Source organism: Microbulbifer sp. CnH-101-G, from assembly GCF_052466775.1.
Genome location: NZ_CP174292.1, coordinates 2,945,318 through 2,967,850, shown reverse-complemented (window position 1 = coordinate 2,967,850; position 22,533 = coordinate 2,945,318). Strand labels below are relative to the sequence as shown.

The following is a 22,533-nucleotide window of genomic DNA, read 5'->3' as shown; positions in this document are numbered from 1 at the left end:
TGCGGCGTAAATAAAAAACTGGATGTAGAGACGCGAGATGAAGATAGGAGCGGTGGTTTTGAAGTGGACCTCGGGACTTTTGATTGGAATGGGGCTGGTACTGGCAGCCTGTGCGCAGGAGCCCGGCCACGGCGATAATGCCGATGCGCAAAAGTTCGTGGAATATATGGTGCAAGAGCATCAATTTGACCGCAAAGAGATGCAGGAATTGATGCGTAATGCCAAGCGCAAGGACTCCATCCTCAAGGCGATCAAGCGCCCCGCGGAAAAGGCCAAGCCCTGGTATGAATATAAAAAGCTTTTCCTGACACCGCAGAGCATTGCTGGTGGCGTGGATTTTTGGGATAAGAATGCCGAAGCGCTGGCGGAAGCCGAGAAAAAATACGGCGTGCCAGCTGAGATGATCGTTGCGATCATCGGGATTGAAACCCGCTACGGTGGCAACATGGGGGGCTACAGGGTATTAGATGCACTTTCCACCCTGGCCTTCAATTATCCTCGTCGCTCTGAATTCTTCACCAAAGAACTGGAAAATTATCTCCTTCTGACTCGCGAGCAGGGTATGGATCCCCTCGCACTGAAGGGCTCCTATGCGGGCGCCATGGGTTTTGGCCAGTTTATGCCCTCAAGCTATCGCGCCTATGCGGTGGATTTCAGTGAAGATGGCAAGGTGGATATCTGGACCAACACCACCGATGCGATCGGCAGTGTCGCGAACTACCTGGCAAGGCACGGCTGGAAACCTGGCGAACCAACCACCGTGTTGGCCAACCCGCGCCCCAATGCGGATATGACCATTGTCAACGATACCCTGCAGCCCGAATGGACTGTCGGTGAATTGGCGGAAAAGGGCTTTAACGCGACCAGCCAGGTTGCGCCGGAAATGCCCGCGATCGTTTTCTCCCTGCAGACAGAGCAGGGCAAACAGTATTGGCTGGGGCTCAATAACTTCTCCACCATTACCACTTACAACCGCAGTCGCCTCTACGCTATGGCGGTGAATGAGTTGGCCCAGGAAATCGTCAAGGCACGTGGCGGAAAAAGCTAACTAATACACGAATAATCCCCGAGAAAATTTGCCAGAATTGGGGAACTAATGGCGGTAGTCGTAATCGAAATTTTTCTGTTTCACTGAGCAGTCATAGATAACAGCGGCTGGGAGACGGTAGCCTGGAGCTGCCGCGCGCCGGGGGGATTATGTTTCAGCGCAATATACGGCGAGTCTTTTTACTCGCCGCTTTGTTTTTGGTCGCTTGTGGCGGCCCGCAAATCAAGCCAGCCAAACAGGGCGAACGAGACTTTGACAAGGTCAAAGATAGCGGCCCGGCTAAACCAGTGAATATGCTTGCCACACCGGAACCCACACCGGTGCGTGAGCCAATTGGGCCTGCCGGGAATAAAACCCCCTACAAGGTCAACGGTGTTACCTATCACGTGCGTAATGCTGTCAAAGGCTATAAAGAGCGTGGCAAGGCTTCCTGGTACGGCACCAAGTTTCATGGTCGGCGCACTGCCAATGGCGAAATATATAATATGTACGCCATGTCCGCGGCCCACAAAACTCTACCCTTACCCAGTTACGCCAAGGTGACCAACCTGGATAATGGGCGCAGTATTATTGTGCGTATCAATGACCGCGGCCCCTTTGTCCACGGTCGAATTATTGACTTGAGCTATACCGCCGCTCAGAAGTTGGGCTATGTGAATAAGGGCGTTGCCCGTGTCGAAGTGGAGGCGCTGGACCCCAACACTCTGCCGCCCGTCACTGAGACTCTTTTGGCCGGCGATGTAAATGGTGGTCTACCGCAGGATACGAGTATCCGACTGCCGGAAAATACTTTCCTGCAGGTGGGGGCTTACAGTAACCCAGCCCAAGCTGAGAAAGTTCGAGCTCGCTTGGCGGCAGCAATTGACTATCCTGTTTTTGTCAGTCCGGTTGAGCGCAGTGGCAAGCAGTTTTACCGGGTGCGTATAGGGCCGATTTCCCAGCAGCGAGCCCTGGCCAATGCGCGGGAAGCGGTGCAAGGGAATCAACTGGGAGACCCCCAGATAGTGTACGAATAAGGTCTTGCTCGGAAAAATGAGCGGTCTGAGCGGTGAATATTCACGCTTGTAGAGATGTACTGCTGCCATGCATAGTCAGCTGTAATTTTTAGAGCTGTACTATTTATGCAGGTTATTGAAAGCTATGCAGGTTATTGAAAGGCCTTATGCAACCAGTCTTAAATTGTAGATGTGGTGCAGGGCCTTTACCCGGCGGTAAGTGACCACTACTGGATTCGACGGTCACAGGAATGGCCGTTCACAAAATACTGCGCACTGGCGCGAATTTTCTTGTATTTTGTATGTATTACTGGCTCGCGGCATTTGGTGACAAACCTATACCGTGAATTAATCGCTTAAAATAAGTAATGGGTTAACAGCCAGCCAACGAACACGAGGATTAATGAGACTCTCACCTATGATCACACGGATTATCGCCTGCTCTTTTTTGTTGCTTTGTGCGGGCCTGGCCCAGGCGCAATCACTCATTCCGGCTCCGCCTCAGCTGGCAGCCACCTCATACCTGCTTGTGGATGCCAATACCGGCCAGGTGTTGGTAGAACACGAGGCTGATAAAGAGGTTCCACCCGCCAGTCTGACCAAAATGATGACGGCCTATATTGTCTCGGAAGAGATGATCAAAGGCAGTATCAAAGAAGACGACAAGGTGCGTATCTCTGAGAAAGCCTGGCGCAAGGGCGGCTCGAAGATGTTCGTTAAGGTTGGCGACCAGGTTCCGGTAATGGACCTGATGCGCGGCGTGATTATCCAGTCCGGCAACGACGCCAGTATCGCCCTCGCTGAGCATGTCTCTGGAAGTGAAGAAGTTTTCGCCGAGGTGATGAACCAGCAGGCTGAGCTTCTGGGTATGGAAAATACGAATTTCGTCAATGCCACCGGTTGGCCGGCAGAAGGGCATATGACTACTGCCCGCGATTTGAGTATTTTGGCCCGTGCGCTGATCACCAATCACCCCGAGCACTACGATATCTACTCTGAGAAGTATTTCAGCTACTCCGGTATCAACCAGCCCAACCGCAATCGTCTTCTGTGGCGTGATTCCGCCGTGGACGGTATCAAAACTGGCCATACTGAAGAGGCCGGCTACTGCCTGGTAGCCTCTGCAATGAAACGTGGCATGCGCCTGATTGCCATTGTGGTAGGCACCGATAGCGATGAAAAACGCGCCTCCGAAACTCAGAAGTTGCTGGCCTACGGCTTCCGCTACTACCAGACTCATAAGGTATATGGTCAGGGTGAAGTTCTGCAGAGCGAGCGTGTCTGGGGCGGTAAAGAGCCCAGCGTCGGCATCGCGGTTGAGAAGGATATCTTTGTCACTATCCCCCGCGGTGGTGAAGAGGGTATCAAGGCGGATCTGATCGTAGACGGTGAGCTGGAAGCTCCGGTCGAGAAAGGCCAGCCAGTTGGTAAGGTCGTTGTGACTCTCGATGGCGAGACGGTTGCCGATGTGAAAGCAGTCGCTGCGGAAGAGGTTGATCGCGCCGGTTTCTTTAAGCGTATGTGGGATTCCATCAAGCGCTTTGTCATGGGCTTTTTCAATTAAATTTGCTCAATTGACTGGCTAGGGGTGGCAAGAGTGCCTCCCTGGCCGGCTCGCCCGCATCTCTGACCAGTTCCTCCGCCATTCCCTGTCCACTGCTCTGCGCTCGCTGTATAATCGCCGCCCGGCTGCACCTAAGCTTTTCTCTATGTCTATAGGCCGGTCCCGGAGAGTGGTATGAGTCAAGATCCCAATCAGAATCCCCCGAAGATAGAATTCCCTTGCGAAGACTACATGGTCAAAGTAGTGCGTGACGCTAATGAAGAAGCGCACCAGTTCGTGCTGGAAGTCATGCGCCGCCATGCCCCAGGCCTGGATGAAGAGCGCATTACCCTACGTGATAGCAGCACGGGGAAGTTTACTTCTATGACTTTCTTTATCCTCGCTACCGGTGAGGATCAGCTCAAAGCCCTCTTTGAAGAGCTGAAAGTTCATCCTGCGGTACATATGGTGCTTTGATGGCCATTGTTCGCAACCTTGGCCGGCGGGATTACGAGACTGTCTGGCGCGCCATGTCTCGATATACCGACCTTCGCGATGAAAACAGCGCGGATGAAATTTGGTGTGTGGAGCATCAACCGGTATTTACCCAGGGGCAGGCCGGCAAGGCGGAGCACCTGTTAAATACCGGCGATATTCCGGTGGTACAGGTAGACCGCGGTGGCCAGGTGACCTATCACGGCCCCGGTCAGCTGGTTGTCTACCCACTGTTGGATTTGCGCCGCGCCAAAATCGGCGTACGCGATTTGGTGACTGCCCTGGAAAAGGCCACCGTAGCGATGCTGGCCACCTTTGGTATTGCGGCCGCCCCCCGCGCCGATGCACCAGGGGTTTATCTGCTAGAAGGGCCGCGCAGTGGCAACAAAATTGCCTCCATAGGGCTGCGTGTACGCCGTGGCTGTAGTTTCCATGGTATTGCCATCAATATCGATATGGACCTAGCCCCCTTCCTTCGAATCAACCCCTGTGGTTATGCCGGCATGCAAATGGTGCAAATGGTCGAGCTGTTGCCGCAGGTCCCTACCTGGAAACAGGTAGCTGAAAATTTTGTGCGTGAGTTACTGTGCACTTTGGAGCTGCCCCCAGCGGAGTGGCAGCCGTTAGAAGAAAACGTATTGGCGCAACTGAGCGCGGAACAGCAGGAATTGAGTAATGGCTGATAAACCCGATCTGGTGCCGGTAAAGCGCACCCGCCGCCTCCAGCAGGGGGAAAAACTGCGTGATGGCGATAAAGTAGAGCGTATTCCGGTCAAGGTCATTGCCAGTGATACCGTGCTGCGTAAACCAGATTGGATTCGGGTAAAAGTGCCTGCCTCTAAAGAGGTGGATCGAATCAAGAGTATTCTACGCTCTCAAAAGCTCTCGACAGTATGTGAAGAAGCCAGTTGTCCGAACCTGGGCGAGTGCTTTAGTGGCGGTACCGCCACCTTTATGATCATGGGGGAAATCTGCACCCGCCGCTGCCCCTTCTGCGATGTTGGCCACGGTAAGCCCAACCCTCTGGATCCGGAAGAGCCTAAGAATCTGGCGGAGGCCATTGCCGCGATGAGTCTGCGCTACGTGGTCATTACCTCGGTAGATCGGGATGACCTGCGCGATGGCGGTGCCCAGCATTTTGCCGAGTGTATTCGCGAAGCACGGGATCTCTCCCCGAACTTACAAGTGGAAATCCTCACCCCGGATTTCCGCGGACGAATGGATATCGCTCTGGATATCCTTGAAAAGCAGGCACCGGATGTATTCAACCATAATTTGGAAACTGTGCCACGCTTGTACCGCGAGTCCCGCCCAGGTGCTAATTACAAGTGGTCCTTAAAGCTGTTGCAGGAATACAAAAAACGCCGCCCAGATGTGTTGACCAAGTCTGGTTTGATGGTGGGCTTGGGTGAGGAGAAGGAAGAAATTTTCCAGGTAATGGACGATATGCGCGAGCACGATATTGATATGCTCACCATCGGCCAGTATCTACAGCCGAGTAAGGAACATTTGCCTGTGCAGCGCTATGTTCACCCCGATGAGTTTGATGAATACCGCCGCTACGCCGAGCAAATCGGCTTTAAGCACGCCGCTTGCGGCCCGCTGGTGCGCTCCTCTTACCATGCGGATAAGCAGGCTCACGGAGAGAAGGTGAGTTAAAGTTGAATTAAGGGGGATCGCAGTGCGATTCCCCTTTTTAATAGTTTTTATATATCTTACTTAGTTTCCCCTCACTTTTATCTTTTTAATTCCATCGTATATATAGGTTTTCAACCTGTTGAAGGTTTCGGCAGTTACTTCCAGCTCAAAAAATTTTTTTTGATTGTTGTGGGATTATTCACTCACGATACCCTATTTATTTTCAGTGGAAAAAGGTAAAGATCCGCAGTGCTGGTGATGCGTGTTGGAGGCATTCGCCCATCTTTTTAAGCAGTATCCCTATCTCAAGCAACCATAAAGGTTAATTGGTTTCCTGCATTTTTTACTATTTTTTAAGTATAAATCTTTAGGTTCAGTTAAAGGCTGAGAAGAGGCTTTCCCCTAATCGGGAACGGTACACTGGGTTTGCGGATAGAGGTTTGGTGAAATGTTTAGGCAGTATTGAGGAAATTTTTTATTTAGAACGAGTGTATATGGATAAAACACTTCACTTTTTAGGGGAGAGGTAGATAGCAGAACCCTAAGCTCGCTCTTATTTTGCGTATACCTTTAAATCAAGGATTTGTAGATACTTTTTTTCCTAATCTTTTAAAAAGGCGGACCAATATAACCTTCCCAGCGATTAGACTATATAGTCTACACTCTTGTGTGGATGGTATACCTTACTTTGGCGTCTGGGAATTGCACTGGAAGGACATATTCAGTAACTTTAGGCCAAATAATTATGATAAGCCGGGATTGGCCCTAATTTCTGTAGCAGTTCCCACTCAAAGAAAGGGATGGTCAGAGCGCACTAAAGCGCACTAAAAAGGTGATTCATTTTTGCGGTCTAATGAGCCGGTTATCTGGAATTAAGCTGTTGCGAGTACCTGAGTACAGGTTCCTGTAGTGCTGGTCAGTATCAAACCACTATAAACACAATAATGAGAGAGAAAGCGATGACCCCGGAAGAGCGATACGAGAAGGTTAAGGGCCTGCAGCCTTTAGAGCTTCTCTATAAGAGAGAGGCCGAAGAGCCAGAAACGGTATTTCTTCGACAGATGCAGCGTCGTCAGTGGCAGGACTATTCCTGGCGTGAAGTAATGGACAGGGCCAGGCGTATAGCCGGTTACCTGCGCAGCCGTTTCGAGCCCGGTGATCGTATTGCTATTCACGGTAAGAACTGTGCCGACTGGATTATTGTCGATGTGGGTATCATGCTCGCCGGTATGGTCAGCGTGCCCTTGTATCCGGGGCAATCCGCCTCCTCCATGTCTTATGTTTTGCAGCACTCCGAATCGAAATTGCTATTTTGTGGGGCGACCGATAACAACGCCGCCCTGCAAGAGGTTGCCGACACCCTACCTTCTGTAGCGATACAGCGCTGTGAAATACATTGCAATGAAGAGCTCGAAGCTGTTATTGCTTCTAATGAACGTTATGAAGAGAGTCCTGTTTTTGCTGAGGATGACCTCTTCACTATTATGTACACCTCTGGCACTACCGGTAACCCCAAGGGTGTGATGCACACCTGGTCATCCGTGGTATTTGTTGTGCCTAATATGATTCGTGGTTATGGCTTCAATGAGAGCGACCGTGTGCTCTCCTATTTACCCTTGGCCCATGCCGCCGAGCGAATTCTGGTGGAATTCCACTGCCTCTACTCGGGTACGCCAGTCCACTTTCCCGAATCCTTGGATACCTTCCTGGAAGACTTGCAGCGTACCAAGCCGACTATGTTCTTCTCGGTTCCCAGGCTGTGGACCAAGTTTAAGGAGGGAATTGATGAGAAGATTCCGCCTGCGTTGCAAAACGTATTGCTGCGCATCCCTGGCTTGAATAGCTGGTTGAAAAATAAGGTGCGTGCCGGGCTCGGATTGGATCAAGCGCGAATGCTGGTAAGTGGGGCCTCGCCAATTTCTATCGAGTTGCTGCGCTGGTATGAGCGCATGGGCATGCAGATAGCCGATGGCTATGGGATGACAGAGAACTTTATCTATGGCTGCTTTGTTATGCCAGGTGAGGACCCGGTACCAGGCACTGTAGGCAAGCCTTATCACGGTTGCGAGGTAAAAATTTCTGATGAGGGTGAAATTCTCTTCAAGAGTGGCTCTCTGATGAAAGGCTACTATTTAGAGCCTGAGAAAACCGCTGAAGCTATTCGTGATGGTTATTACCACACAGGGGATTCAGGTTTTATCGATGAGAAGGGGCTGCTTCATATTACCGGCCGTATCTCAGAAACCTTTAAAACCAGTAAAGGCAAGTTTATCCAGCCCAGCTTGTTGGAGGGACATTTTGGTAATGAAACCCTTCTGGCACAACTTTGTGTGCTGGGGCATGGTATGGATCAACCGGTGATGTTGGCAACCCTGTCAGAGTCTGCAGAAAAGCTGCCGAGAGCTGACGTCAATGAACAGCTTCGGCGTGTGCTCGAATCAGTCAATGAACGCCTGCCGCACCATGAGCGCATCCGGGCAATCTTTATCTGTAAAGAGGAGTGGACCCCTCTCAATGAGTTTCTGACTCCGACCCTTAAAATTAAGCGAAAAGTGCTGGAATCCTATTATCAGCCGTTGTTTAAGCAATATGCTGATACCCAGGGGGTAGTTTGGGAATCTCGAGATACTTTAACTCCACAAAAAACTCAGCCGGATTTGCAGGCGGTGGATTGAGGCGGCTTAATTTCTAAAGAAAAAAGCCCGATAGCAAGCTGCTATCGGGCTTTTTTATTGAGGCTTACTATTTAAAGTAGTCAGCTCAGTGGGTGTAGCTCAGGCAATTTGTTGAGTTGCCATTGCGTCCGACCTCGATGCGATCTGCGGAGCACTCGAAGTCATCATTAAACTTGCAGTCTTCCATCTTGCAGGCGCCAACACCGGCGGTGCGGGAACTACGGGTGTGTCTGGAATTAGTGAAGAAAGTGTCACAATCCGGGTCCGCGCCTTCACCAATAGTAATAGCTCTGGCATGGCAGGTGTCGTTGGCATTGTATGCGCATTGAGTTGCGGCACATCTGCTCACTTCAGGCATATCTGTCGCGATAATCATGGCTGTCTTCTCCTGGTTAGTAAGTTGGAGACTAGTTCAGCCCCATCCTCTGTCAATGAGAAACCATAGATTTCATAAGGTATTTAGCATTGCTTATAACTAGCATGGTGGCGAAAAATACTAGCGCTTACTGTTATTAGTGTGGAGGATGGTTTCAATTACCCTTGAACCTATAAAAAAGATTTTTTATAGGTTTTGCGAATTACTGATAGTTCAGGCCTCCCAGGCCATCAATAGCAACTCCATGGTTTCGCCAGGCAAAGTAATTCTTCCCTCCGCTTTTAAGCCTATTTTTTCCAGAAGTTTTACAGAGGCGGTATTATCGGGGCGTGCTATAGCGACGATGCGTTTCAGTGCCAGTTGGCCGCGGGCATAATCCATAATTGCTCGGGCGGCTTCTTTTGCATAACCCCTTCCCCGATACTCCGGCAGAAATGCAAAGCCAATATCCACATCTTCGAGTCCTTCCCGTTTGATCAATCCGCAGGTGCCAACTCCGGTGCCGTCTGGAAGTGAGGCTTTATAGAAGCCGAATTGATGCTCTTGATACATTGCCATAGGGCCACTTTGGATATATTGGCGTGCTTGCTTCAGATTGCGGACTCTTCGATCGCCGATATTTCGTAAAAAATCGGCATCATTCAGAAGTTTAAGGATAAATTCAGCATCGGATTCACGGAGCTCACGCAGTATTAAATTAGGCGTGTTTAGTTGGAACATGAATTTGGCCATGCAGGGAAATCTGAAGGCGTTTATTTTGCCTATGGAAACTGTGTTTGGCGAGGGTATTGGGAGGGGGTTCTAGAAAATTGTGCCCCCTTGCGGGGGCATGCTGTGAAGCACTAGCCGGATTAGAAGCGGTAGGTCACATTGACAGATGCTTGCTCAGCCGCTGGGCGTGAGGTCACATTGGCACTCAGAGCGAGAGAATCAGCCGCTTGCCAGCGAATACCGGCGATGAGGCCCATGCCATCATCAAAGAGGCCCTGGTCGACGCTGGAGTAGCTGGGCATAGCATTCATGTTGCCAGCCATGGACTTAACGCCAACCTCAAGGGTGTCGTCATCAGTTCCGTTGGTATCTTCATACCAAATCTGAGCGTAAGCATTGACGGTGTTCCAACTCTTGTTGGCGAAGGCACCAAAGCGCAGTGTATTGTAGTCGCGCTCCTGGTCGCCATAATTCATACCCAGAGGGTCGTACTCATTGCTTTGGGTATCGGTGTAAGTAAAGCCTTCAATAGCCTTCTCGGTATAACCGTCAACTTCCATGGTAGCTCGGGTGACTCCAATGAAGGGACCAAGCTGGTAGCTGGATTCACTGAACAGGTTGGCACCAACAGTCAGGCTCAGAGTAGTGTTCTCACCGGAGGTATCCCCTTCCAGCTCGGAAGCAAAACTGTTGCCGAGGGTCAGAGCGCGGTTTACCTGGTCAAAGTCTACATCGGTCAGAGTCATGCTACCTTCCACGAAGAAGACATCGTGATGGAAGCGGCCAAACAGGCTGTAGTTGGTGGATGTGGACTCGATATCGGAACGGGCATTATCCACATCGATGTCGGAGCGGCTAACCGCGAAGCCCAGCTCCAGGTTGTCACGTAGGGCGTAGGTCATACCGATCAGGTTGGCATTGCTATCGCCGCTCATATCCGCAGCAAAGCTGTTGTCGTAGTCGATATCACCGAAAACGCTACCAGCGAAGACCGCAGTTTGAGCCTGGCTGTAGCGAACACCAACCAGATTTTCATCCAAGGTATTGATGTGAGTGCGGGCAGCCTGGGCGCCAATGTCCGGAAGCTGGCCGGCCACTTGGGCGGCATTCACAATAGCGGTGTAGTAGTCGGCGAGAACCTGCTGGCCAACCTGGGTGGGGTGTACGGTATCGTTGAAGATTAGCTTGGAAGCGTCGGCAGTGTCCTGGCTAATACCGTAGACAGGATGCTCGATGCATTCACCACCACTGCCGTCATAGCAGAACTGGCTTTGATCGAATTCTGCAGACAAGCCCAGTTGGCCGGCATTATTCAGAGCGACTTTAAGCAGACCGGCCTGGTCCACCATCAGCACGCCGTCGATATCTTTAGTTTGGGCTAGCAGGCTGGCGTTAAAGGCTTCAGAGGCTTTGCTGGCCTCTATCAGCACTTCATCAATAGCGGCTGGCAAAGCTGCATTGGCTTGCTCCTGGGTCATCTGGCCCGCAGCAACTACTTGAGTCAACTCAGTGTTAACTTTCTCATAAACGGCTGCATATACAGCTGGGGTTTTGCTGATATCCGGAACATTAGATACCAAAATATAGTTGGCACCGGCACCAGAGAGTGCGCCAGCTGCCGTTGCCATCATTGCTGAGGCGACGCCAATTTCTGCAGTGGCTTCTTCCATAGTCATATCGCCAGAAGAGACCTTCTTGAAGCCTGTGAGCAGATCGTTGCCACCACCATTTACCCAGTAAAGGGCATTCGCATCGGCAGTTCCAAGAGTAGTTTCTAAGTAACCTCTACCCAGAGGGTGTGGGTTGCCATTAGTGCCTAATTCTTCTAGAGCTTGATCAGCCTCGCCTTTGGCTGCTAATGCTTGTTGCTGATACCCGGCTGCAGCGACTAAATCACCTTGCGCTTTCGCAGCTTCTGCCATAGCGGCGTAGGTCCCAGCTTCGGTTAACTTCTGTTTTAGCAAGCCGGCCAACTGTTGGTCTGGGTAGGCTGGTTTTCCTTCGGCATCTACAGCTGGCATAAAAGCGCTAAGAAGATTATGTCGATTGACGTCAGGGTCTAAACCATTAGCTTGAAGGAAAGCCATGTAGTTCTCGGTACCGATAATATTCATCAGTACGTCAGCAGCTTTGTGGCCACCAACAGCCCATACAGACCCTGCTTCATTGACTCCGTTAAAAACTTGTCGCGAAACATCTGCTTCAAGCTTGGCGGGGTTAGTCATCAATGCAGGGTCAATACTGGGTAGGCAGAGAGAAGATTGCATACCAGCACAGGATGCTGCTAAAGAACCCAGTCCCAAATTCTGAGACAGGATATTAATAGCGATATCGTTTGCATCGCCACCATTAGTAAATACATCGTAGTTGCCTACATCGGTGAGGCTGTCACCAAAAGCAATAACCTGGCTGAAGGCCGACTCTTCTGCAATTGCAGAAACGCTGGTGAGGGATGCAAGTGCAATAGCCGCCGCAAGGCTGCGCTTAGCGTTGGGCATGGTTTTCTCCTAGTCGCGGTAATGGCACACCCGCGGAGACATCGGGAGGAATCCAGAGGAAACAACTGGGCGTGCATCTTTTATTGTTTTTTGTTCCTGTACCTCAAGGAAGCTCGGCAATACTAGCGGATTGACCCGAACAATAAAATAAGTCACGGGTAAAGTGGCTGGCTGCTTGGTCACCTCTTTCATGAGGTGGCCTTGAGGCACGCTACAAAGTGGCGCAATAGTACTGAATGATTGTTTTTAGGTAAATGCGCTACAGCTTTTTTATCACTCGCTGCATGGTGCGATTTATTTTGAGGGAGGGCAAGTGTTTTCACCTGAGTGACAGGTACCCGAGTACCGCATGGTATTTCTCCCCAATGAATCGGGAGATCCGGTAAAATATGGGCATTCTCCCTGGTAGATATGGATTAAATCTTGGATCTGAAAATATGTTAAATGCCCGGTTAAAGGTCGATTCGGCTGATGTGCAGATCAGTGCTGTCCGTGCTCAGGGGGCGGGAGGCCAGAATGTAAATAAGGTCTCTAGTGCGATTCACTTGCGTTTTGATATCAAAAAATCCTCACTTCCAGAGGAAATAAAATCCCGGCTGTTACAGTTGCGGGACCAAAGAGTTTCTGCCGATGGCATTGTGATTATTAAGGCGCAGCGTTTTCGCACCCAAGAGAAGAATCGAACGGATGCCTTGGAGCGCCTGCAACAGTTGATTGAACAGGTATCCAGAGTGCATAAGCCGCGCATAGCGACAAAACCCAGCCGGGGAGCAAAGGAGCGGCGTCTGCAAAGTAAAAGTCGCCGCTCGCAAGTAAAAGCTATGCGAGGAAAGATCAGGGATTAAATCGGAAGAGGGTTTTAGGTAACTTTTCTATAGTAATTTTTGTATAGCAAGACAGGGGTCATTGAAGACAATTACCCCTCGATAGTTTGTAGTCGCTAGGAGTCGGTATCAACTTGTGATGTACAAAAGTGCTCTCACTAGCGTAGTAAATCCATAAATAAATTATATAAGGCTACACACCCAAAATTTGTAGAAGAGGAAAAGAGAGTAAATTGCGCACTTAAAACCCTATGATATTTGCTTGGCATCTGTTACAGGTGAGCCAAGAAATATTCACAAAGTAATTGGATGCCAGTTGCTCGTTAATTCTGCCCTGTTTAATACAGCTTTCTAATGAGGGTAGGGGGAACTAGCCAGCAAATTTTGATATTCCATGCGCCTTTGCGCCAGCTCGAACCTCAGGTCGTCAATCTCCAGCCCTAATTCCGTGTGGCGTACTTTAAAGCGCGCAATGTCGGCTAGCATTGAAACTCGCTCATCTCGTGTAGCCTCATCTCCCACCAGCAGGGTACCTAATTCAGTCAGATCATCTAATAGATGCTCGCGCTCAAGCTCCCGATCGTGAATAGCTGCCTCTATTTCCTCTACTGCACTTCTGGCAACAAAAAGATCCCGGCCGGTTTCATAACCCTTTAAGAAGAGTCCTTCCAGGCCTGCTGGGCAGACGCCGGCGTAGTTTTCCCCTGAGCGCCCCTCAGAAAAGCCACGCAGTTCTGTGCAAAATAGCTCCAGGCCCTCTTCCCGACCAATACGGTAGGTGCTGGTATTGAGCTGAACACCATACTTAGCGCAAGATTCCCGCCGCTTACCCATGTGACTCAGTGCTCTTCCTTCGGCTCCATCTTCATAACCTAGTGCCTGCCAGTCAGCTACATGACACTCATCTTCACTCATGGTGGCGCATCCAGCACTCAAAAGGATAAAGGTGATTAGAGTGAGGGTTCCAAATCTTAGCTTCACTGCTACTTCCTGTGATTGGGAGAAAAGGGCAGTTTACAGGAATCAACCTGACTGCGAGCTGAAGAAAACCAATAAGAGGCCAGTCTGCATCAGTTGGAGCCATTAATTCGCTTAGTGGTCGTTCGGCACCTAGATCTCATCGGCATGGCGTAACAACACTGTCAGTATCTACAACTGAGAACAGAACAAATTATGTGGTGATCGCTTTTTATGCAAAGGTAAGGGGGGGGGACTCAGGAGGATAAACAAGGTTTACTAATCTAACTATCTTTGTTATGGCCATCAAGCGAGAGTCTTTTCTAATATCTCCTTATTGGATTTCATTTTTCTTAGATTTTCTCTTTATATATTTCCAATAGCAATACTTGTCTATCCAGTGTTTTTTTAGTTCTGTTAAGTCTTAAAAATTATTATTTGTTTTTTTGGGAATGGTGCTAAATTGTTCAAGTACCATTCGTTGGTTGGTACTGGTTTTTTTGATTTTTTTTGAATTTTTATATCTGTTAATCACTGCGCTTTCCAAAATTTAAATAATAAAAATAAATCCATATGTCTTGCAGCATATCTTCTTGAGTCAGGTTGCGTCTTTAAGGTCAGTTTTTGTGGGTTTTTTAAATATTGCCGGCATTTAATCCTGCAGTTTGTGCAAGGATTTTGCATGAGTCTTTGATGTCTTCCTGTGTTTCTTGGGGAATTGCCGGCTTGCGCAGGGAGAATCAATCAATGTGGAGAAGATAATGAAAAAAATGATTTGTACATCGCTACTAGGGTTGCTGGTTGTGCCCGGTACAATTTTGGCACAGGAGTTATGGATAACGATCGGCAGCGATGGTTATCAATCCTTGAAAAAAAACAGTGCGTCAATGGCTAAAGAGGCTCTAGATGCACAAGGAGAGCGCAACGGTATAACCATACTGAAGGTAAATGAAGATAATTTATCCGATATTTCTACAATAATGCATAACAGCCACAATCGCTGCGGTGGCTTTATGGTGCATGATTCTTTAGAGGAGGCGCAAAATGCGCAGCTTTCCCCACTGGCTAATACTGTGTCGAGTATTGTCAGCTACACCATTGATAATGCGGATGTTGTGAATGCCCTACAGGCAGAAATCTCTGAAGCAAATATTCGCACGACAATTACCAGCCTTTCCAACTTTACCAATCGCTATTACACCACTTCTACAGGCGTCGATGCGGCTGAGTGGATTCGGGACAAATGGCAGGCCTTGACGAGCTCTCGCAGTGATGCTTCGGTGCAGCTCTATAGCCATAGCTGGGCACAGCCTTCGGTTATTCTCACGATCCAGGGGCAAACAAACCCCGACGAGATCGTGGTGCTGGGAGCACACCTGGATTCCACCGTTGGCTGGAGTACAGGAGAGGGCACTAGGGCGCCGGGTGCTGATGATGATGCTTCGGGTATCGCGACTCTGACCGATGTGGTGAATGCCATTGTGGCAACAGGCTATAAACCAGCGAAAACCCTGGCATTTATGGGGTATGCGGCCGAAGAAGTCGGCCTGCGTGGCTCTGATGATATTGCTTCGGACTATAAGAGCCAGAATAAAAATGTGGTTGGCGTTATGCAGTTAGATATGACCAACTATTACGGCTCCAATAGTGACATCTATATTATTGGTGATTACACAAACAGTTCACAGAATGCATTCCTGAAAGATCTGGTGCAGACTTACCAGGGGAACCTCAGTGTCGGCACGACTACTTGTGGCTACGCCTGTTCCGATCATGCCTCATGGCATGACCAGGGCTTTGCGGCTTCCTTCCCTTTTGAGGCCAGTTTTAATGGTTCTAATCCCTACATCCATACTATCAACGACACCCTGGCCAATAGCGGCGGCGATGCCAACCATGCCGTGAAGTTTGGCAAGTTGGCGGCAGCTTATGTGGCAGAGTTGGCCAAGGGAGCGATTGGTGATGATCCCGGCCCTGATCCAGACCCAGATCCCGATCCCGGCCAGGAGCAAACTGAAAGTTTCTCCGGTAGTGTATCGAGAGGAGGTGAAGAGCATTACGGGCCGTTTAGCGTAACACCCGGCACCAGCTTTGTGGCGGATATGACCGGTACAAATGACGCAGATTTATATGTGCGATTTGGGGCTGCTCCAACCTGGCGTTACTATGATTGTCGGCCCTACGACAATGGTTCTGCTGAAAATTGCACGTTACAAGTGCCAACTGGTGATAGCGAGGCTTATATCATGGTCCGCGGATACAGCCGGCAGACTTCTAGCTTTGAGTTGGATGTCACCTATACCCCACAATAATCAACGAGCGCCCGGGGTAAACCTCACCCTGGGCACTTTAACTCCATTCTTGATTTTACTTTTAGTCTGAGAAATGGCATACCTGGCAGTAATGACTGCTAGCTGGGTGTGTCAGCTATTGTTTTAAATAAATTTAAACGCCATAGGTTTTGGTTTCTTGAGTAACTGTTGTCTAATCAGCTGAGGGGAAGTGCCAATAGCTGAGAAGCATTTGCGCTGAGGCCAAAATTTTAATCATTGAGGCGAGCTGACATATTCCCTCATAAGAAAGAGCGCTCGGTTATTTTACTTGCGTGTGTAAATTACTGTGCATCACTTCTTGGGGTGTCAGGTGGTGTGCTGTCCATATCAATAATGAGAAGAGAGGACGGGCAATATGCAAACCCATTTGCTAAAACCATTATCGTTGGCAATCGCTGTCGCACTAACGGCTCCAGGTACCTTTGCTCAGGATCGAGGTGAAAAAGCCTCGACTGCCGATGATCGTACAATGGAAGAGGTGATTACTACCGGTACTCGGAAGGAAGGGGTTTCCCCAACAGAAACGCTTTCCCCGGTCGATGTTGTGGGAGGGGAGGAGCTGGCGGATCAAGCAGGCTTCGATCTCACCGAATCCCTGGCAAAAATTGCTCCATCCTTTAATACCCAGCGTTTTCCTATCGCCGATGGTACAGCTTTTATTCGACCGGTGACTCTGCGCAATTTATCCCCAGATCAGACTTTGGTATTGGTCAATGGCACTCGCCGCCATCGTTCTGCTCTGGTGAACTTGCAGCTCGCTCCTCTGGGCACTGTAAACCAGGGGGCCCAGGCGGTGGACTTTTCCACACTGCCATCCATGGCTATCGAACGGGTGGAAGTACTGCGCGATGGTGCTTCGGCCCAGTACGGCTCTGATGCTATTGCTGGTGTGGTTAATATCATCCTAAAGGATGATGCCGAGGGTTTTGGGCTGTCCGCTCAGACCGGTGAATACTTTGAGGGAGATGGGACCCGCAATTCTTTTGCCGCCAATGTAGGTTTTAGCCTTTTTGATCAGGGCTTTGTCAATGCCACGGTGGAATATTCAAAGGCAGATAAAACCTGGCGAAGTGTTGCTCGTCCAGATGCAGCGTTTGTGGGCTCTGTAGTTGGTGAAAATCTGGTGCCATTAGATGGCCTTGGCCAACGCTGGGGTGACCCAGATGTGGAGGCTTTAAAACTCTTTGTCAACAGCGGTTTGGATATCAACGACGATGTGGAACTGTACGGAAACTTCGGTTATTCCACGAATGAAACTATTTCTGACTTCTTTTATCGCGGTCCTGTATTAGATCCTGAATACGAGTTCACCGCTCGGGGTACTTTGCAGGTTGATATGCCCAATGACCCCAGCAATCCAGATAGTATCGACTATATTCCAGATCCGGCACCACAGTCACTGATTGATTATATTGTCGGTCAGGGCTTAAATCCGTCTGATTATCTGGTGGCAGATGACTCCAGCCCCAGCGGCTATGTATTGCGTAACCCAATTTATTCCCAGTTCCCCGGTGGCTACAACCCGCAATTTGGAGCAGAAATTCATGATATTTCCGCTGTTGTGGGTGCTCGTGGAGAATTTCAAAATGGTTTAACCTGGGATCTGCGCGCTCGGGTTGCAGAGAACGAAGTAGAATATGTTTTAAAAGACTCTATTAACCCCAGTCTTGGGTTATTGTCACCCACTAGCTTTAAACCTGGTACTCTCACCCAGGAAGAGTCCAGCCTCAATGCAGATTTTGTGAAACCCATCGATATCGCCGCCTTCGCTTCGCCATTGAATATCGCTTTTGGTGCGGAATGGCGAGAAGAAACTTATTCAATTGGTGCCGGCGATGCCGCATCCACAGAAGTAGGCCCCACTGCGATGTATTTTGGAGTGGGCTCGGATGGTTTCCAAGGTTTTCCCTCAGAAGCGGTAGGTAGTTATAGTAGTGAGAGTATTGCCGCATATATCGACCTTGAAGCTGATATAACGGATGCACTGACACTTGGTGCAGCAGTGCGCATCGAAGAGTTTGATGAGTTTGGATCTACTTCAGACTGGAAGCTTTCAGCTCGATACGACATCAATGAAAACTTAGCCGTACGTGGCACTATGAATACCGGCTTCCGTGCCCCAACACCTGGGCAGGTGAACACCCTCAATGTCACCACTACGGCGGACTCCAGCGGTAACTTAATTCCTAATGGTACCTACCCAGTGAATCATCCGATAGCGATGGCCCTGGGGGCGAAGGAGTTAAGCCCGGAAGAGTCTACCAGCTTTACTTTGGGGGCCGTGTTTGCGCCGTTTAACAATACCAACATCACTATTGATTATTACAATATCGATATTGAGGATCGGTTGGCTTTACGCAGCAACGCGATAGGGACCGCTGAGATTGATTTATTACTTGGTGCAGGAATTGAAAATGCGGAGCTTTTAAATGGCAGCAATGCCAACTATTTTGTCAATGCATACGATTCAGAAGTCTCCGGTATCGATCTGGCCATTACCAGTGACTTTGAGCTGGCAGGCAATTTACTGGTTGTGGATTTACGCCACAATCACAATAAGCAGGAAGTGAGTAATGTCGCTGCCAATACTATTAATGCCTCCAGAGTTTTTGATCTGGAAAATCAGGTTCCCAGTGACCGCACCACACTGACTTTTGATATTGATACTGGCGCTATATTTAGCGGCTATTTGCGCCTGAACCGTTATAGTGATTGGGAGTCTACTGGTGGTTTGTTTGGGCCAGGTGACGCTTCGGATACCTACAGCTACGGTAGTGAAATTTTGGTGGATTTAGAGGCAACTTTTACCCTCTATGAGAATTATAAATTAGCCATAGGTGGTGAAAATATTTTCGATGTACAGCCTGATGATGAGCAAGATGGTACTTTGCAGTATTTAGGGGTGCGTCACGCTCTAACTTCACCGTTTGGCTTTAATGGAGGCTTCTGGTATCTGCGTGCGAGTGCAGAATTTTAACGAGACAGAGTGTTTTGATTGGGGCGATTTCCTTAGTCTTCTTTAAAGGATGATCATTGCCAATCTAACTTTTCCATAGTTTCAAATTGGCAACACCAAAAAACCCGGCGTATGCCGGGTTTTTTGGTGTTGATTCATTACCCTCATTAGAGAGAAATCCTCAGCTGGATTTTGCACCCGCAAGAACCTGCGTATTGAAGTCCAGTACTATTTGTGGCTCATCGGTAAAGACACCATCCACCCCCTGAGTGGCTAGCAGTAATAAGTCGTCTGGGTTGTTAACGGTAAAAACATAGTTTTTTAAACCCCTGCGTTTCGCATCGGCGATCAAATCGGCCTCGAGAAAATCCAGGCAGGTGTGTAATGAGTAAGCTTTGAGAGGCCCTGTACTCGCGGCCAGATCCAAAGGAATACCGCTGAATAAAACACCGCGGCGCACCTCTGGTATTAGATGCAAGCACTCGTGCAGCTGGCGATGATCAAAAGAGGAAACAATATATTGTTCGAAGCTTGTTCCTTCGTCGCTAACGAACATTCGGATTTCTTTCGCTACCAGCGCTGCTGAGTTGGGGCCCTTGATCTCTATATTGAGTTGGGCACTGTTGCCGACTAATTCCAATACTTCCCGTAGGGTCGGAATTTTGTTGCCACAGGGTAAGGTACGCTCACGTAAAGTATCCGGGTGAAGATCGGTTATCAATTCGTTGCCGGAAAGCAGCCTTCCCAAGCGCCTATCGTGTGTAACTAGCAATTGTCCGCCGATATTCCAGACATCAATTTCAATACCACCGACGGCTAATTCCAGAGCCTGGCTTATGGCCTGCAGGGTATTTTCACTGGCTCGAAGCTGGTATCCACGATGGGCGAAGCAAAAAAGAGTGCCTGGATTCACTGTCGCTAAACTCCCCGGAGAATCTTTTGAGTCTGTCATGGAATTATGACGATGGGATGATTGGGTTACCAAAGTTTATCGGCTGCAAACTTCGGTAGGATTCGAAATATTTTGTACAGACTTAATGAATAGAAACAGGATAAAGGAAGAGGGCCCTTGGCCCTCTTTGAAAAATTGCCTGTGGAATCCCTCTATAGATTCCTATTCCCCAGCCAAGGCGCGGTAGCGTCCCCGGTGGAAAACCAGGGGTTCGCCGCCGTAAGCGCAAAACTCCAGTACCTCTCCCAATAGGATGGTGTGATCACCGCCCTCAATACATTGGGCTCGACGGCAATGGAAATAGGCGGCGCACTCTTCCAGGCGAGGTATGCCATCGGGACCCTCTTTCCATTGAATCTGTCCAAATTTATCGGCCCCACGGCCGGCAAACAGGTTGGAAACGTGCTGTTGGTCAGCGCGTAGTACGTGTACGGCGAAGTGTTCGCGGGTGGTGAAGGCCTCATAGCCTAGAGACTGTTTGTCGATACTCCACAACACTAGAGCGGGGTCTAGGGATACAGAATTAAAGCTGTTGGCGGTCATTCCCGCAGGTTGGCCCTCTGAATCCCGGGTGGTAATCACCGTGACTCCGGTAGCGAATTGCCCCAGAGTATCGCGCAACAGGCGGCTTTGTTGAGGAGAGGGCGTGATAATAGGGCTTCTTTCTGTCGACATACGATGGTTGCTTGTACAAAAACTGTGCTAGCCGACCATTTTACGGCAAAAGCGTACTGATTGCGCGTCTTGCCTCGCAAGCTAGTGAAAGATGCTCGAATACTGCTATTCAAATGACTTATCGTTCATAAGTGGCACGCATTCGCTGGTGAGCCGCTCTCTCTCTGCGATTGCGGCACCCGTTAGGGCGAAGCCCAGCAGTTCTCCATGGTGATTGCGAAACTCGGCACAGACGCCTTCATCGTCAGAAGAAATTTCCCAGCTGCCTTCGGCATCTGGCTGGGGTGGGCATACGGTAGTTGGGCGCAGTGTCGTTTTAACCGCAACGGGGACAACCCCATAGTGCACAGGGCAGGGTTCACCGCTTAAAGTTAGCGCCAGTGCGCGGGCACAAGTCATTAGAGGGGCGACATAAAAGAGCTGGTGGCCTTCCAGTTCTGCACAGTCGCCGATAGCAAATATATATGGGTCACTAGTCTGTAAGCTTCGGTCGACGGTAATTCCCCGTTGAGTTTTGAGTCCCGCAGTTTTGGCCAAAGTGGTATCGGCTTCCAGGCCCAATGCTGCCAGGGCAATATCAGCTTCTAATATTTCACCGTTATCGAGCTTGGCCTCAATGCCGTTTGTACTGTGACTCAGTGAACGTATGGACCTGCCCAGGTTAAAACGCACCCCATTATCACTCAGTACCCCCTGAAGATCGCGACCAGCGGCCTTTGGCAGCAGAGAGGCGAGGGGCCAGTCTTGTGGGTCAACTACCGTTACGTTAAAGCCAGCTTGCACCAAATCGTTGGCAAATTCACAGCCTATGAGACCTGCGCCCATCAATAGCACCCGTTGACACCCGACGAGCGCGGTGCGAAAGCGATGGTAGTCAGTCAGGTTGTTGATTCGAAATAGCCGCGCGTGGGCATCACCAGCGATAGCTGGCAGTTTGCGGCACTGGGCCCCTGTGGCCAATACCAGTCGGTCGTAATGGATGTCTGCTGCGTGGCCCCCGGCTTCCTGCCGCAGGGTCAGTGCTCTGGAATGGGGAGATATAGAAACGACATGGGTATGCACCAGAATTTGCGCGTTCAACCTGCGGGCCATTTCCTCGGCACTGGCTTGGCATAATTGCTGGGCTGTTTTGCCATGGGAAAGAGAAGCGGACAATAGGGGCTTCAAGTAAAAGGTGCCATCGTCACTGGAGATCAGCATTAGGGGGCTGGTGCGGTCGTGTTTGCGGAATTCCAGCGCCAGGTTATATCCGGCCAGGCCGGTGCCGATAATCACCAGTGGGGCCCGGATTTCCATAGGGGCCGTGGGGGCTTTATGATGGCTCGGTTCTTTGTCGCTTTTTATTTGCTCTGGTGCCGAAGACACCAGCACCATATCGAAGTCTTCCTTGCCCACACCGCATTGCGGGCAGCACCAGTCTTCCGGGATATCCTCCCACCGGGTGCCGGGCGCTATGCCCTCTTCCGGGCAGCCCTGTGCTTCGTCGTAGACCCATCCGCAAACCATGCACTCCCAAATGCGAAAAGTGAAGGTGCTTTTATGGGATGGCGAAGGGGAGTTAGGGCTTGTTTCAGGGGAAGCTGCGCCACCTTCCGGTGTACCCAGCTCGCGCATTGAAAAATCCTGTTTACTGGCACCGCACTGGGGGCAGCACCAATCCTCGGGGATATCCTCCCAACGGGTGCCTGGAGCAATACCGTCCTCCGGCCAGCCTTTGGCCTCATCATAGATCCAGCCACAGTTTTGGCATTCCCACTGGCGATATTTAGGCATGGCACCCCCGCGTTAACTGGCAGTCTCCGGCTGTTAAGGCAGCCGGGGTTGGGTACTTATTGTTAACAGACCCTAGGCAAATAT

General features: G+C 50.0%; 17 protein-coding genes. 10 read left to right on the top strand and 7 right to left on the bottom strand.

The genetic code is table 11. From position 1 onward, the window contains the following. Positions 1-37: 37 nt before the first annotated feature. From mltB to ACJJID_RS13095, 7 genes are all read left to right on the top strand, one after another. Entirely contained in the window at positions 38-1,048 is a 1,011-nt protein-coding gene (mltB, locus tag ACJJID_RS13125) for a lytic murein transglycosylase B (RefSeq protein WP_444919871.1), read from the top strand. Positions 1,049-1,197: 149 nt separating this feature from the next. Next, positions 1,198-2,064: a septal ring lytic transglycosylase RlpA family protein gene (locus tag ACJJID_RS13120; protein ID WP_444919870.1), complete on the top strand. Its 867-nt coding sequence runs from the start codon at positions 1,198-1,200 to the stop codon at positions 2,062-2,064. A 397-nt stretch (positions 2,065-2,461) separates the two neighbouring features. Beyond that, positions 2,462-3,607, top strand: a complete 1,146-nt coding sequence (locus ACJJID_RS13115; RefSeq protein ID WP_444922632.1) for a D-alanyl-D-alanine carboxypeptidase family protein — start codon at positions 2,462-2,464, stop codon at positions 3,605-3,607. 174 nt (positions 3,608-3,781) lie between these two features. Next, positions 3,782-4,063: an HP0495 family protein gene (locus tag ACJJID_RS13110; RefSeq protein ID WP_152454680.1), complete on the top strand. Its 282-nt coding sequence runs from the start codon at positions 3,782-3,784 to the stop codon at positions 4,061-4,063. Continuing rightward, complete coding sequence (gene lipB / locus ACJJID_RS13105) at positions 4,063-4,764, top strand: lipoyl(octanoyl) transferase LipB (protein WP_444919869.1); 702 nt, start codon at positions 4,063-4,065, stop codon at positions 4,762-4,764. The genes ACJJID_RS13110 and lipB overlap by 1 nt, the downstream gene beginning before the upstream one ends. After that, positions 4,757-5,740 carry a lipoyl synthase gene (gene lipA / locus ACJJID_RS13100; protein WP_152454678.1) on the top strand — a complete coding sequence of 328 codons (984 nt, stop codon included), beginning with the start codon at positions 4,757-4,759 and terminating at the stop codon, positions 5,738-5,740. The genes lipB and lipA overlap by 8 nt, the downstream gene beginning before the upstream one ends. A 938-nt stretch (positions 5,741-6,678) precedes the next feature. Next, positions 6,679-8,394, top strand: coding sequence for an AMP-binding protein (locus ACJJID_RS13095; protein WP_444919868.1), 1,716 nt, complete (start codon positions 6,679-6,681; stop codon positions 8,392-8,394). A gap of 85 nt (positions 8,395-8,479) precedes the next feature. Here the strand turns inward: ACJJID_RS13095 and ACJJID_RS13090 are convergent, their stop codons facing one another. The 3 genes from ACJJID_RS13090 to ACJJID_RS13080 all read right to left on the bottom strand — a co-directional run bounded on the left by ACJJID_RS13090 (position 8,480) and on the right by ACJJID_RS13080 (position 11,979). Then, entirely contained in the window at positions 8,480-8,770 is a 291-nt protein-coding gene (locus ACJJID_RS13090; protein ID WP_444919867.1) for a DUF1540 domain-containing protein, read from the bottom strand. 213 nt (positions 8,771-8,983) lie between these two features. After that, positions 8,984-9,490, bottom strand: coding sequence for a GNAT family N-acetyltransferase (locus tag ACJJID_RS13085; protein WP_444919866.1), 507 nt, complete (start codon positions 9,488-9,490; stop codon positions 8,984-8,986). Positions 9,491-9,621: 131 nt separating this feature from the next. Beyond that, on the bottom strand, positions 9,622-11,979 hold the full coding sequence (locus ACJJID_RS13080; protein WP_444919865.1) for an autotransporter outer membrane beta-barrel domain-containing protein: 2,358 nt from the start codon (positions 11,977-11,979) through the stop codon (positions 9,622-9,624). A 437-nt stretch (positions 11,980-12,416) separates the two neighbouring features. Between ACJJID_RS13080 and arfB the strand changes: the two genes are divergently transcribed. Continuing rightward, entirely contained in the window at positions 12,417-12,824 is a 408-nt protein-coding gene (gene arfB / locus ACJJID_RS13075) for an alternative ribosome rescue aminoacyl-tRNA hydrolase ArfB (protein WP_444919864.1), read from the top strand. 330 nt (positions 12,825-13,154) lie between these two features. Here arfB and ACJJID_RS13070 read toward each other — a convergent pair whose 3' ends face one another. Next, complete coding sequence (locus ACJJID_RS13070) at positions 13,155-13,784, bottom strand: DUF2799 domain-containing protein (RefSeq protein WP_444919863.1); 630 nt, start codon at positions 13,782-13,784, stop codon at positions 13,155-13,157. A gap of 737 nt (positions 13,785-14,521) precedes the next feature. On the opposite strand from ACJJID_RS13070, the gene ACJJID_RS13065 reads away from it, so the two are divergent. Both ACJJID_RS13065 and ACJJID_RS13060 read left to right on the top strand, forming a co-directional pair. Further along, positions 14,522-16,072, top strand: a complete 1,551-nt coding sequence (locus tag ACJJID_RS13065) for a M20/M25/M40 family metallo-hydrolase (RefSeq protein WP_444919862.1) — start codon at positions 14,522-14,524, stop codon at positions 16,070-16,072. Positions 16,073-16,448: 376 nt separating this feature from the next. After that, complete coding sequence (locus ACJJID_RS13060) at positions 16,449-19,070, top strand: TonB-dependent receptor plug domain-containing protein (RefSeq protein WP_444919861.1); 2,622 nt, start codon at positions 16,449-16,451, stop codon at positions 19,068-19,070. Positions 19,071-19,230: 160 nt separating this feature from the next. Here the strand turns inward: ACJJID_RS13060 and ACJJID_RS13055 are convergent, their stop codons facing one another. From ACJJID_RS13055 to ACJJID_RS13045, 3 genes are all read right to left on the bottom strand, one after another. Beyond that, positions 19,231-19,962, bottom strand: coding sequence for a glycerophosphodiester phosphodiesterase (locus ACJJID_RS13055; RefSeq protein WP_444919860.1), 732 nt, complete (start codon positions 19,960-19,962; stop codon positions 19,231-19,233). A gap of 201 nt (positions 19,963-20,163) precedes the next feature. Beyond that, positions 20,164-20,676 carry a flavin reductase family protein gene (locus ACJJID_RS13050; RefSeq protein ID WP_444919859.1) on the bottom strand — a complete coding sequence of 171 codons (513 nt, stop codon included), beginning with the start codon at positions 20,674-20,676 and terminating at the stop codon, positions 20,164-20,166. Between the two features lie 105 nt (positions 20,677-20,781). Beyond that, positions 20,782-22,449 (bottom strand): FAD-dependent oxidoreductase, encoded by a 1,668-nt coding sequence (locus ACJJID_RS13045; RefSeq protein WP_444919858.1) that lies wholly within the window; start codon positions 22,447-22,449, stop codon positions 20,782-20,784. Between the last annotated feature and the right edge of the window lie 84 nt (positions 22,450-22,533).